Here is a 12,797-nt window from a genome sequence, read left to right on the forward strand (position 1 = left end):
CCGCGACGGCGACGCGCTGGCAGGACACCACGGCGCCCGGCGGCACGCGGCGGACCACCGTCTACACCGTGCGGGCCCGGGACGTGTCGGGCAACCAGTCCCCGGACAGCCGTCCGGTCTCCCGCAGCGTCGCGGCAGGCAAGGGCTCGTCGCACGCCGCGTTCACCCCGCCGCGCGGGAAGCCCCGGCCCGGGCCGCAGCCGGAGGTCCGGCGTGCCAAGGCCGCGACCGGCGCCACCATGCCGTACACCACCGTCGAGGCGGAGTCCGGCAGCACCGGCGGCGGCGCGCAGGTGGTGGGGCCCAACCGGAAGATCGGCGACCTGGCGGGTGAGGCGTCGGGGCGCAGGGCCGTGACACTGAAGCAGACCGGCCAGTACGTAGAGTTCACGACTCCGGTGGAGACCAACACCCTGGTCACCCGCTTCTCGATCCCGGACGCACCGGGCGGCGGCGGCACGAACGCGAAACTCAACGTCTACGTGAACGGTCAGAAGACCAGGCCCCTCGACCTGACGTCCAAGTACGCCTGGCTGTACGGCCCCGAGGCGTCCCCGGTGAACGATCCCGGCGCCGGCCCGGCCCGGCACATCTACGACGAGGCGCACCTCGACCTCGGCCGCACCGTGCCGGCGGGCAGCAAGGTCCGGCTCCAGAAGGACGCCGACAACCCCTCCTCGTACGCCATCGACTTCGTCGACTTCGAGAAGGTCTCCGCCAAGCCGAACCCCGACCCGCAGGCGTTCGTGCAACCGGCCGGGTTCGGTCACCAGGACGTGCAGAACGCGCTGGACCGGGCCCGGATGGACACCACGGGGAAGATCCAGGGCGTATATCTGCCGCCGGGCGACTACGAGACGTCGAGCAAGTTCCAGGTCTATCTCAAGCCGGTGAAGGTGATCGGCGCCGGGCCGTGGTTCACCCGATTCCACGCCCCGGCCGGCCAGCAGAACACCGACGTCGGATTCCGCGCCGCCGACGGCGCCGGCGGCTCGACGTTCTCCGGCTTCGCGTACTTCGGCAACTACACCTCGCGCATCGACGGCCCCGGCAAGGTCTTCGACTTCCAGAACATCTCCGGCATCACCATCGACAACATCTGGGCCGAGCACATGGTCTGCCTCTACTGGGGTGCCAACACCGACCGGATGACGCTCAGGAACAACCGCATCCGCAACACCTTCGCCGACGGCCTGAACATGACCAACGGCTCCAGCGACAACCTGGTGACCAACAACGAGGCGCGGGCCACCGGTGACGACTCCTTCGCCCTGTTCTCCGCCCTCGACTCGGGCGGCGGCGAGCAGACCGGCAACGTCTACGAGAACCTCACCTCCAAGCTCACCTGGCGCGCCGCCGGCCTGGCCGTCTACGGCGGCCAGCGCAACACCTTCCGGAACGTCCGCGTCACGGACACCCTGGTCTACTCCGGCGTGACCATCTCCTCGCTGGACTTCAACTTCCCGATGAACGGCTTCGGTCCCGGACAGACGACATTCGAGAACCTCCGCATAGAGCGCGCGGGCGGCCATTTCTGGGACGGCCAGACATTCCCCGGAATCTGGCTCTACTCGGCGTCGAAGCCCTTCCGGGCGATCCGGGTGAAGGGCGCCGAGATCACCGACCCGACGTACCACGGCATCATGTTCCAGACGAACTACGTCGGCCAGCAGCCGCAGAATCCGGTCGAGGACACGGAACTGACGGATGTGACCGTCACCGGGGCGAAGAAGAGCGGTGACGAGTACGACGCCAGGTCCGGCTTCGGAATCTGGGCCAATGCGGCCGTGGGCAAAGCGTCCTTCCGCAACCTGGTCCTCCGCGACAATGCGGAGAACATCCGCAACACGACGTCCACATTCCAGATCGACGTGAGGTGACGGAGCGTCGGTGCTCCTAGGTCCGGGCCGCCGCGAAGGGCACGAAAGCGGCGGCCCGAGTCACGCCGGAGGGGCGCATGGGCGTGGCGGACCGGCCCGTATCGCGCACTTGGACGAATGCTCGCCTCACCCTGCCGGCACTAGTCTGTCCGTGCATGGAGCAAGGGACTGTGCGGATGGCCATGGGCATCCTGGAGGACGTGTCGGTCTGGCGGCTCAAGCGTGCGGACTGGGACGTGGTGGGCCGGGCGCTGGCAGACGTGCAGCGGGCCTTGGCGGCCGGGGACCTGTCCGGCGTGCGGCGGGCACTCGCGGACGTGGAGATGGCCGGTCCCCATCGGATCAGCGGGCTGGAGGACTGCGGTCTGCTGCCGCTGCCGGAGGAACACCGCGAGCGCGTCAACGAGCTGATCCACACCTTGGGCGCGACTCCGCCCGAGAACCCGCGGACCATGGGTGGCGCGGCCCCGGGGAGCGGAGATGCCGCCGACCGGGATGCTTGAGGCTCATGCGCTGGGTGTGCACCTCTTCGCCGTCACCGGAGGTGAGCACCCGCACCGGTCCCTGGCCGCGGTGCGGCACCTCTGGGACCAGTGCGGCCGGGTGCTGGGCATGACAGACGCGGTCCAGCGGACCGGCGCCGGCACCGAGCCCGAGCGCGGGTGGGAAGCCCAGCTGGACCACGCCGGCGGCGGACGGGCCTGGCGAGGGCTGCTCGCCGCCCGGAAGAGGCCGGGCCCGGGCGTGTGGCAGGCCGCGCTCCGCCGTCAGCACGACACCTGGTGCCTGTCGGTGATGCTGGCCCCCGCCCCCGCCGACGGCATGAGCTGGGCCGAGCTGGACGCCCGGTGGTCGGAAGCCGTCGAGGCGGCGGCAGCGGGACGGCCTGAGGCGGATCTGCTCGGTACGGCCCGCCTGTATCTGGCGCGCCTCGCCCCCGAAGCCGGCCGGGCCGCGAACGGGTGGCCGGAACCGTCCGGGGAACTGGCTGTGGCCGTGCGCGCGCAGACGCCGGCCGCGTGCGGGGTGCCGCCGGGCAGCTGGCCGTACCGCGGGGGCGTGGTGCCGCAGGGCTTCGCGGTGTGGGAAGCGTCGGCCGCCGTGGACACCCGTACGGAGCGGCGCCTGGTCGTGATCGCCGCGCACGACCGGGACCCGGAGCTGACCGCCTGGACCTGGACCACCCGCGCCCTCGACCTGCCGCCGTTGGGACGCTACCTGCTGCACGCGGCCAAGCTCCGCCACCAGGTACGGGTCTGGACCGCGGCCGAGGACATCGGACCGCTGCGAGCCCGTGCCGATGCGGTCATCACCGAGGTGCTGGAGTGCACCGCCGCGGCGCGGCGCGGACCGGGCCGCCAGGCCGAACTGCTGAACGCCTCCCGCGCGCTGGTCGACCTCCAGGCCCGGGAACGCGGCCTGGTGGACCGCTCGACCCGCAGCCGCGAGATGGCCCGCACCGTCGAGATCGCTTCCGCCAATCTGACCGCCCTCAGCGGCGGTGCCGATTGCGGTCCGTTCGCCGACGACCGTGCACTGGCGGACTGGTTCGCCCAGCGGCTGGACGACGAGGCCACCTACCTGGAGGCCGCGCTGCGCCGGTGCGAAGATGTCGGCGCCTTCACCGACCAGGTGGTCCAGCGGGACCTGCAACGCCGCCAGGAGACGGTCAACCTCGCGCTCACCGGGGTTCTGGGCGCGATCCTGATGAGCCTGGCCGCCGTGCAGTCGCTGCCGTACACGCTCCCGCTGCCGGGCGCCGTGAAACCCGCGGTCGTCGCCGCGCTGGGTGCCCTGGCGCTGCTGGCCTCCTTCGTGGTGCTGCGCGCCGTCGCACCGGAGCGCCGGTGGTCGCAGGCGCTGGTGGGTCTCGGCGTCGCCGTGCTGGGCGGCACCCTCGGCTGGGTGGCCGCCTCGGCGTCCGTACCGGGCGGGCGAGCGGTCGGCTGGACGCTGGTGTGGGCCGGGGCCGGGGCGGCTGCGGGGGTGGCGGCCGCGCTCGCGGGCCCGCCGTGGCAGCGGGGAGCGCGTCGGCGACGACAGTGAGGCAACGAATGCGGTACGCCCGCGTACGCGGGACGGGGAGGGCGTGATGAGCTACAGCAGGTCCTGGCACGACGACGGAGGGCAGAGCCGGCCCGTCGACATTCCGCACCGGACGGAGCGAAGCTCCGGGGAGCAGGATTTCGCCCGTACCACCAGACTGCTGCGGCAGGGCATCGCCGTCCATGCGGAGTTCCGGCACCGGCGCGACAGCGCGGGGCTGGACCGGGCCATCAGCTGCTTCCGCATGGCCGTCGCATCGGTCCGGGACAACCGGACCGTGGCCACCGGCGGGCCCGGCGACCCTTATCTGGCGAAGTGCCTCAACAGCCTGGGCGTGGCCCTGATGGACCGCTACCGCCTCAGCCGCGACACCCGTGACCTCGACGCGGCGCTCCGGCATCTCCTCGCGGCGCACGAGAAGAGCGAGTCGGGCACCACCGGCCACGCCCGTATCCTGCACAACCTGCTCTCCGCCCTCGACACCCGGCTGTCCGTGGCGGACCCCCCACTGCCCAAGCGGCTGCGCGAGCGGCTGCCGTCCCGGGAGTCGCTGCGCTCGCAGATGACCGGCGAGCCTGGCATCTCCGTGGTCGAACGGTTCGAGGCGTCCTGCGAGAGCGGATACGCGACGGCCGCGGCCCAGGGCACGGCCGCCGGCTACCCCTACCTGGCGCGGGCCGTGAGCCTGCTGCCGCGTGTCGTCTGGGGGGCGCGCGAGCACATTCTCGGGGACCTGGCCGAACGCCGGGGTCTCGCCACGGACGCCGCCGCCTGCGCCCTGGCCGCGGGCCGTCCCGAACACGCCGTCGAACTCCTCGACCACGGCCGTGCGGTCCTGTGGGAGCGGCATCTGAAGACCCGCACCCGGTACGAGGAGATGGCACACGCCGCATCCCCGCAGACCCGCCAGCTGCAACGCCGGATGCAGCGCGTGCACGCCGGGCTGTCGGAACTGGAGCCGCTGGCCCGGGCGGCCGGGAACAGCTCTCAGAGCGCCGCGGGCGACCCGCGCATGGACTTCGACCGCTCAGGCCGCCCGTGGCTCCGGGAGGGCCTCGGCGCGCGGATGGACGACTGGTCGCTGCGCCGCCTGGAGACGGAGTGGGCACGGCTCTCGCACACGGCCCAGCGCGAACTGCCCGACTACGCGTTCGTGATGGCGGAGTACGCCGACCTGCGGCCGGCCGCCGAGGAAGGCTGTGTGGTCTACGTCAATGTCAGCCCCTTCCGCTGCGACGCCCTGATCGTCGACATGCGGCACCGTGAGCCGGTGCACATCCCGCTCCCGGAGCTGACCGCCACGGAGGCCGAGGAGCGCGCCCAGCGGTACCTGGCCGTCATGCGCAGCGCCGCCGCCGACCGGGAAGAGGTCATCCGGGACATGCTGGACTGGCTGTGGCGTTCCGTGGCCGCCCCCGTCCTCAAAGCCCTGCCGATAACCGAGGCGCCCGCGCGCACCTGGTGGGTGCCCACCGGTCCGCTGACGACCCTGCCGCTGCACGCGGCCGCCCCGCGGACCGCCGCGGACGGGCCCTGTGTCCTGAACCTGGTCATCTCCTCGTACACCTCCACCCTCGGTGCCCTGGTCCGGGCCCGCCGGGTCCGCGACGGGAAAAGCGGGCCCCGGCCGCAGCGGAAACACCTGCTGGTCACCCCCGACACCGCCCACCTGCCGGGCGCCGCCCGCCTGCACGCCCGTCTGCGCGAGCTGATGCCGCACTGGCGCCGTACCGTCCTGGCGGGGGCCGATGCCACCCGGGACCGGGTCCGCAGCGCCCTGCCCGAGCACGCCTGGGCCCACTTCGACTGTCACGGCGTGCAGGACCTGGACGAGCCCCTCAAGAGCCACCTGGCCCTCGGCGACGAGCCGCTGACCGTCTCGGACCTGGCCGACCTGTGCTGCGCCCGGGCCGAGTTCGCCATGCTCGCCGCCTGTACGACCGCCGCCGGCGGCGACCTGGTCCGCGACGAGTGGATCAGTCTGGCCGCCGCCTTGATGTACGCCGAGTACCAGTCCGTCATCGGCACGCTGTGGCCCGTCGCCGACGCGCCCACCGCCCGTATCGCCCAGAGCGTTTACGAGCATCTGCTGCCCGTCCCAAAACCGCTGGGCCGTCTGTTCGCCCGTCCTGCGCTGCGCTACGCCGCGGGCGCCGACGCCCTGCGGCTGGCCGTCCGCGAGGAACGCAGCCGGCGCCCGCGCCATCCCAGCGCCTGGGTCTCCTTCGTGCATTACGGCGTCTGACGCCGGTCGGGCGGGTGTGTGCGGCGGCCCGTGGAAGGGACGCGCGCGCGGCATGTCCGTATGTGACAGGTAATCGTCATTGCGGCCACCGGTGGGAGCGGTGAGGATCAAGGCATGTCCGCTCCACACCGTGTCGTCATCGCGGTCTTCCCCGATGTCGATCTCCTTGACGTCACCGGCCCGGCCGAGGTCTTCGCGCTGGCCAACCGGGAGACCGCGGGCCGTGCCGGCTACCGGGTGCGCCTCGCGGGACCGGCCGCCGGCGCGGTGCGCACGTCGGCGGGCGTGCGGCTCTGCGCCGACATGGCCTTCGACGACGTCGGCGGGCAGGTGGACACCCTGGTGGTGCCGGGCGCGGTCGACCTGACCGACGACGGCCCGGCCGCCTGTGTCGATCCCGCCGTCGTGGCATGGGTGCGGGAGACGGCCCCGTACGCCCGGCGGGTCGCGTCGGTCTGTGTGGGCGCGCATGTGCTGGCCGCGGCCGGTCTGCTGGACGGGAAGACGGCGACCACGCACTGGTCGACCGCCGGCCGGCTCGCCGCCGACCACCCGGAGGTCACGGTCGACCCGGACCCGATCTTCGTCCGCTCCGACTGCGGACGGCTGTGGACCGGGGCCGGGATCAGTGCCTGCCTGGATCTCGCGCTGGCTCTGGTGGCCGAGGACCTGGGCGAGCGGACGGCCCTGGCGGTCGCCCGGCAGCTGGTGATGTACCTCAAGCGGCAGGGCGGCCAGAGCCAGTTCTCCGTACCGCTCAGCCGCCCGGCCGCCGAGCGCCGGGACATCGACGAGCTGCGGCTGTGGATCGCCGACCACCTCGACGAGGACCTGTCCGCACCGGCCCTGGCCGCCCGTATGTGCCTCAGCGAGCGGCACTTCGCCCGCGTCTTCAAACAGGAGACGGGCAGCACTCCCGGCGCCTATGTCGAAGCGGCCCGCGTCGAGCTGGCCCGGCGCCTGCTGGAAACCACCGACTGTCCGCTGGACCAGGTCGCGGCCGCCGCCGGGCTCGGCTCGGCGGAGACCTTGCACCGGGCCTTCAGGCGGCAGCTCGCCACCACCCCGGCGGCCTACCGCCGCCGCTTCCGCGTCCGGGCCGCCTGACCCGCCGCGCCGGGCCGCTCCCCGGCCCCTTCCACCGGCGAAAAGCGAGACGCGCTGCTTCGCCGTGCCCAGAATCATCCCGAAAGGATTCCGATGACCGACATCGCCCCGTCCACCACCCTGCGCGACGTGATCGGGCTGGACAACCGGCCCCCGCGGCTGAGCGAGTCCGTACTCCTCATGATCGACTTCCAGAACACCTACCGCACCGGCGTGATGTCCCTGGACGGCGCCGAACCGGCCCTCGCGGCCGCCGCCCGCTTGCTGGAGCGCGCCCGCGCCGCGGGTGCCCCGGTCGTCCACATCGTCAACGACGGCGGCGAGAACAGTCCGTACGACATCCGCGCCCACATCGGCTCCATCAGCGACCCGGTCGCCCCGGCCGGCGCGGAACCGGTCGTGGTCAAGCAGTTCCCCGACGCCTTCCACGCCACGGACCTGGAGAAGGTCCTGACCGACCTGAACGCCGGGCCGGGCAGCGGCAAGGACCTCGTCCTGGCCGGTTTCATGACGCACATGTGCGTCACCTTCACCGCCCAGGGCGCCTTCAACCTCGGCTACCGGCCCACCGTCGTCGCCGAAACGACGGCCACCCGCGCCCTCACGGCCCCCGACGGCACCGTGCTGCCCGGCGCGGCCCTCCAGACCGCCGCCCTGACCACGGTCACGGATCTGTTCGGTCTTGTGGTGCCGACGGTCGACGGTCTCCCTAGCTGATCAGGGTGGCGGGGCTCTCGTCGGTCCGGCGGCGCCCGGGCCGGGCGGGTCCCGCCCCGGGTGCCCGGCACCCGGGCGCCGCCGGAACGCGGAGGAAAATCACGGGCGTTGGCGGCGCATCGGGCAGTACGGTCCTGGGATGCCCGATGACGACGGTTATTTCGGAGAAAGCGTCGCGGCCACCTACGACGAGTCGGAGGCGGACATGTTCCGCCCGGAGACGGTGGATCCGGCGGTCGGTGTGCTGGCCGAGCTGGCCGGTGCCGGTCCGGCCCTGGAGTTCGGTGTCGGCACCGGCCGGATCGCCCTGCCGCTGGCCGCCCGTGGAACCCCGGTGCACGGCATCGAGATGTCCCGGGCCATGGTGGCGAGGCTGCGGGCCAAGCCGGGCGGTGCCGGCGTCGGTGTGACGATCGGCGACTTCGCCACGGCGCAGGTGGGCGGTACGTTCGCGGTCGCCTATCTCGTCTTCAACACGATCAACAATCTGACGACCCAGGACGCCCAGGTGGCCTGCTTCCGCAACGCCGCGGCCCAGCTGCGGCCCGGCGGGTGCTTCGTGGTCGAGGTGGGGGTGCCGGACCTGCGCCGGCTGCCACCGGGCCAGAACGCGGTGCCGTTCCGCATCAGCCCGACGCAGTGGGCGTTCGACACCTATGACGTCGCCACGCAGGCGATGAGTTCGCACTACGTGACGATCGCCGACGGGCGTGCGGAGTACTGGTCGATGCCGTTCCGGTACGTCTGGCCGGCCGAGCTGGACCTGATGGCCCAGCTCGCCGGACTGCGGCTGCGTGACCGGTGGGAGGACTGGTCACGCGCACCGTTCACCGGCGAGAGCAGCCGGCACGTCTCGGTGTGGTGCAAGCCCGCTGCCTGACGCCGGCCGGCAGCGGGCTCGGCGGGCGGCCTCCTGGCGTACGGGCCCGTCGCCACCCTTGGCAGGTGCGTCGTCGCCCGGGCCAGGTTCCGGCGGGCGGTGACCGGCTCAGCCCGTATGCGCCGTCCCCTGGTCCGCGGGCGGCGGCGAGCCGAGTCGCGCGAGCAGTTCGCGCAGCTGCTCCGTCTCCTTGTCCGGCAACGGCAGCAGTGGCGGCCGCGGCCGGCCGACGCCTCGGCCCTGGATCTCCAGGCCCGCCTTGACGGTCCGGGGCAGCCCGTGGCCGACGATGAATCTGAGGAGCGGCAGGAGTTCCGCCAGAACCGCGTCGGCCCGCTCCTCGTCCCCGCGCATCGCCGCGGAGCAGAGCTCTGTGCACCACGCCGGGACGAGGCAGGGGGCCGCGGTGCACCAGCCGGCCGCGCCGGACCGGAAGGCGGCGAGCGCGACCGGGTTGCTCCCGTTGTAGACCGACAATGCGCCGTCGGACAGGTCGCGGAGGGCTCGGAAGCGGGCGACGTCGCCGGAGCTCTCCTTGACCATGGTCAGGTTCGGGATCTTGCGCGCGAGCCCGGCCACCGTCTCCGGCAGGAGGTCGACTCCGCTGGTGCCCGGATTGTTGTAGAGCATCATCGGGAGGTCGGTCGCCGCTGCGACCGTGGCGAAGTGCCGTTCGAGTTCCGCTCCGGTCAGCTTCCAGTACACCTGGGGAAGGACCATGATCGCGGTGGCTCCGTGGCGGGCGGCCACGCGGGCACGGCGTACCGTGCCGTCGGTGCTCCAGTGCGAGACGCCGACCAGCGTCGGAACCCGCCCGGCGACGGTCTGGAGCGTGGTCCCGCAGACGGCGTCCCACTCGCTCTCACTGAGGTACGCGCTCTCGCCGGTGCTGCCCAGCGGGGCGATGGCATGGCTTCCGGCGTCCACCAGTTCGCCGACGAGCCGGCGCAGCGCGGCCAGGTCGGGATCGCCGGTGTCGGAGGCGAAGGGGGTGACGGGGTAGGAGATGATGCCGCGTAAGAGGGGTGTCGCCATCAGATGTCCACCTTGCCCGTGATGCAGTCGGGGTGATTACGGAGTGCCTTGCGCGCGTAGTAGGCGAAGTTCGCCTGATTGCGCCGCGGGGTGGACGTCCAGTCGTGTGCCTCACGGGCGAGGGCCGGGTCCAGCGGCTGGATGGTGCCCGCCGGCATGGCGAGCAGTTGGAGGCGGGCGGCGCGTTCGATGAGCAGCGCCAGGTTGCACGCCTCCTCCACGGTGGCGCCGGTGACGAGCTGGCCGTGGTGGGCCAGGAGGATGGCGCGCTTGTCGCCGAGGGCCGCGGTGATGATCTCGCCTTCTTCGTTGCCCACCGGTACACCGGGCCAGTCCTTGAGGAAGGCGCAGTCGTCGTACAGCGGCGTGGTGTCCATCTGGGAGACCACGAGGGGGACTTCGAGCATCGCGAGTGCGGCCGTGTGCAGCGCGTGGGTGTGGACGATGCAGTGGACGTCCGGACGCGCCCGGTAGATCCAGGTGTGGAACCGGTTCGCCGGATTGGGCATCCCCTCCCCTTCGAGAACCCGGAGGTCCTCGTCCACCAACAGCAGATTGTCCTCGGTGATCTCGTCGAAGCCGAGTCCCAGGCGCTGGGTGTAGTAGGTGCCGGGCCGCTGTCCGCGGGCGCTGATCTGGCCGGCGAGGCCCGAGTCGTGTCCGCCGTCGAAGGCGATGCGGCACGTCAGGGCCAGTTTCTGCCGGGTGGTCAGTTGCGAGTCCCCGAAATGGTCGCCCATCTGCCGCTCGGCGCGGTCGATGAGCACGTGCTTCGGGTCGTGCAGGGTGTTCGCCACTTCTGCTCCCGTTCCGGGGCGCCGGACCACCGGCGCTCCCGTCTTCCGGTGCTGCTCGTCTCGTGCAAGACTCCGAGGAAACCTGGTTCACCGTAGGACACCTGGTGTCATGCGGCAAGGCCCTTCGGAGCTCCGGGAACGCTCGCGGAGTCCGACGCCCGAAGGGCCGCCATGACTGCGGGATACTGGAGCCGTTTCGGCCACGTTCCTCTGGATGAGGGGCGGGTGCGCCTGGGGAGTACGGGAAGGGATCCAGTCGGTGATCGGGGGAAGCGACCGGTGATCAATCGGGTACGGCAGTTGCGCAAGGAGCGGCTGATGACCCTGGAGGCGCTCGCCGAGCGCTCCGGTGTCACGAAGAGCTATCTCTCCAAGGTCGAACGTGGCCGGAGTGTCCCCTCGATCGCCGTCGGCGCCTCACTGGCCAAGGCCCTGGACGTCCCGCTGGACCGGCTGTTCGCCGATACGGAAGAGCTGACCGAGGTCACCGTCACCCGGGCCGGAGACCGGCAGCCGCTCACCGCCGAGGACGAGTCCGGATCGCGCTACGAGGGCATCGCGCTTCGGGCCGGCGCCAAGCGGATGACGCCGTTCATGCTGTATCCGCCGCACGACACCGGCCCGGTGCCCTTCCGGGACCACCCGGGCGAGGAGTTCCTCTTCGTCCACGAGGGGCGGGCCGAGCTGCTCTTCCCGTCCCGGTCGGTCATGCTCGGGCCGGGCGACTCCGCGTACTTCAAGGCCACGGCGCCGCACAAGGTCCGCTCCCTCGGCGCGGAGCGTGCCGCCGTCCTGCTCCTGGTGTGCGACGACCGGGGCCGAGCGGAGTCGCCTCATCCGCAGGTGCCCTGAGACGCGGGCGGCATGAGCGGCGCGGAGGGGGCCGTGAAGAGCCGCTGCTTCCCGTTCCGGTTTGCGCCCTGTCCACCGGCGCCACCTCCTTTCGAGCCGGCCGGAACGCTCAACAAGCTCAAGCCCATACACTTCCGTGTACAGCCGCACACCGCCCAACTCGCTCCCGCTGACTCGGCCTTGGTCAGGCCCAAGCCGCTACGGTTCAGATGCTCTGCGCGCCTTGGAAGAAACGGTCGGGATCGTAGGTCTGGCGGGCTCGGGCCAGGCGTGGGTGGTTTTCGCCGTAGTAGGCGGTGCGCCAGTCCGCGAGCCGGGCGTCCGGGGAGTTCTGATAGCTGTGCGAGGACGCGTTGGAGCGGAGGGTGGAACGGCAGGTGCCCGTCCATCGCTGGACCGATCGCCGGGCGTCCTCGCTGAGCTCGGCGGTGTCTTCGGCGGAGAAGCCGCCGAAGAAGAGGTGTTGCGGTGCACGAAGGCGGTGGAGTCCGGGGCGATGCGGCTACAGGCGCCGCCCATGGCACCGAACTCCAGGCTGTGCGGCTGGCCCGCCTGCCGGTGACCGTCGAAGACGGTCAGAAGGTCCGCGATGCCCTCGGGCGGGACGGGATCGGTGACGAAGTGGCCGCGGGTCAGGACACAGCCGTCGCGGGGCAGTACGGCCTGTGGGCCAGTACCTTCGCGGTGCGCTTCGGCCACCGTGAGGTCCTCGCAGCCGAAGAAGAACAACATGGTGTCCCAGCGCGACACGCCGAAGAAGGCCGGACCAGCGCCGCGCAGCGCCCAGAACAGCTCGCTCTCGTGGTACTCGTCGCAATGGACGGCGCGCCCGTCGGCCGGCACCACCCGCGCGGCCCGCAGCCGGTCGCTCGTCACCCCGTACGCGCGCGTCCACGGGCCGACGCCGCCGCCCAGGGTCAGACCGGCCACGCCGACGGTCGGGCAGAGCCCGGACGGCAGGGGCAGGCCGCTCCCCCGCAGGACGTCGTGCAGGTCGACGGTCTGCGTGCCGGCGCCGAAACGCACCAGCCCGTCCTGGACGACGACGTGGTTGATCCCGGAGACGTCGATCACCATGCCGGTGCCGGTCGAGAACCCCGCCAGACTGTGCCCGCCGCCCCGTACGTGCACCTCAAAGCCGTGCCGACGGGCGAAGCCCACCGCCTGCCGCACATCGTCCTCGCTCGCACAGTAGACCACCGCCTGCGGCCGGATCATCCGGTCGAAATCGACGATCT

Annotated in this window: 9 protein-coding genes and 3 pseudogenes; 8 read left to right on the forward strand and 4 right to left on the reverse strand. The window is 72.0% G+C overall.

Features of this window, described 5'->3' with window-relative positions:
- Positions 1 to 230: 230 nt before the first annotated feature.
- The 7 genes and pseudogenes from ACH4FX_RS19930 to ACH4FX_RS19960 all read left to right on the forward strand — a co-directional run.
- Positions 231 to 1,880, forward strand: a pseudogene (locus ACH4FX_RS19930) (right-handed parallel beta-helix repeat-containing protein); the annotation flags it as partial.
- Between the two features lie 155 nt (positions 1,881 to 2,035).
- Positions 2,036 to 2,383 carry a CATRA system-associated protein gene (locus tag ACH4FX_RS19935; RefSeq protein WP_398480676.1) on the forward strand — a complete coding sequence of 116 codons (348 nt, stop codon included), beginning with the start codon at positions 2,036 to 2,038 and terminating at the stop codon, positions 2,381 to 2,383.
- Positions 2,376 to 3,926, forward strand: a complete 1,551-nt coding sequence (locus tag ACH4FX_RS19940; protein ID WP_398480677.1) for a CATRA conflict system CASPASE/TPR repeat-associated protein — start codon at positions 2,376 to 2,378, stop codon at positions 3,924 to 3,926. The genes ACH4FX_RS19935 and ACH4FX_RS19940 overlap by 8 nt, the downstream gene beginning before the upstream one ends.
- Positions 3,927 to 3,972: 46 nt before the next feature.
- Positions 3,973 to 6,171 carry a CHAT domain-containing protein gene (locus tag ACH4FX_RS19945; protein WP_398480679.1) on the forward strand — a complete coding sequence of 733 codons (2,199 nt, stop codon included), beginning with the start codon at positions 3,973 to 3,975 and terminating at the stop codon, positions 6,169 to 6,171.
- 114 nt (positions 6,172 to 6,285) lie between these two features.
- Complete coding sequence (locus tag ACH4FX_RS19950; protein ID WP_398480681.1) at positions 6,286 to 7,278, forward strand: GlxA family transcriptional regulator; 993 nt, start codon at positions 6,286 to 6,288, stop codon at positions 7,276 to 7,278.
- A gap of 93 nt (positions 7,279 to 7,371) precedes the next feature.
- The gene (locus ACH4FX_RS19955) at positions 7,372 to 7,995 is read left to right on the forward strand and encodes an isochorismatase family protein (protein WP_398480683.1); all 624 of its coding nucleotides are present in this window, start codon (positions 7,372 to 7,374) and stop codon (positions 7,993 to 7,995) included.
- Between the two features lie 139 nt (positions 7,996 to 8,134).
- Entirely contained in the window at positions 8,135 to 8,875 is a 741-nt protein-coding gene (locus ACH4FX_RS19960) for a class I SAM-dependent DNA methyltransferase (RefSeq protein ID WP_398480685.1), read from the forward strand.
- Positions 8,876 to 8,983: 108 nt separating this feature from the next.
- Here the strand turns inward: ACH4FX_RS19960 and ACH4FX_RS19965 are convergent, their stop codons facing one another.
- Both ACH4FX_RS19965 and ACH4FX_RS19970 read right to left on the reverse strand, forming a co-directional pair.
- Complete coding sequence (locus ACH4FX_RS19965; protein WP_398480687.1) at positions 8,984 to 9,910, reverse strand: dihydrodipicolinate synthase family protein; 927 nt, start codon at positions 9,908 to 9,910, stop codon at positions 8,984 to 8,986.
- Complete coding sequence (locus tag ACH4FX_RS19970) at positions 9,910 to 10,707, reverse strand: aldolase (RefSeq protein ID WP_398480689.1); 798 nt, start codon at positions 10,705 to 10,707, stop codon at positions 9,910 to 9,912. Before ACH4FX_RS19970 ends, ACH4FX_RS19965 begins: the two co-directional genes overlap by 1 nt.
- 279 nt (positions 10,708 to 10,986) lie before the next feature.
- Here ACH4FX_RS19970 and ACH4FX_RS19975 point away from each other — a divergent pair, with 279 nt between their 5' ends.
- On the forward strand, positions 10,987 to 11,559 hold the full coding sequence (locus ACH4FX_RS19975) for a helix-turn-helix domain-containing protein (RefSeq protein WP_398480691.1): 573 nt from the start codon (positions 10,987 to 10,989) through the stop codon (positions 11,557 to 11,559).
- A 205-nt stretch (positions 11,560 to 11,764) separates the two neighbouring features.
- On the opposite strand, the pseudogene ACH4FX_RS19980 reads toward ACH4FX_RS19975, so the two are convergent.
- Positions 11,765 to 11,839: pseudogene (locus ACH4FX_RS19980) on the reverse strand (BBE domain-containing protein); the annotation flags it as partial.
- 545 nt (positions 11,840 to 12,384) lie between these two features.
- Positions 12,385 to 12,777 (reverse strand): annotated as a pseudogene (locus ACH4FX_RS19985) (FAD-binding oxidoreductase); the annotation flags it as partial.
- Positions 12,778 to 12,797 lie beyond the last annotated feature (20 nt).

This window comes from Streptomyces sp. NPDC018019 (assembly GCF_044327805.1).
Taxonomy (GTDB): Bacteria; Actinomycetota; Actinomycetes; order Streptomycetales; family Streptomycetaceae; genus Streptomyces.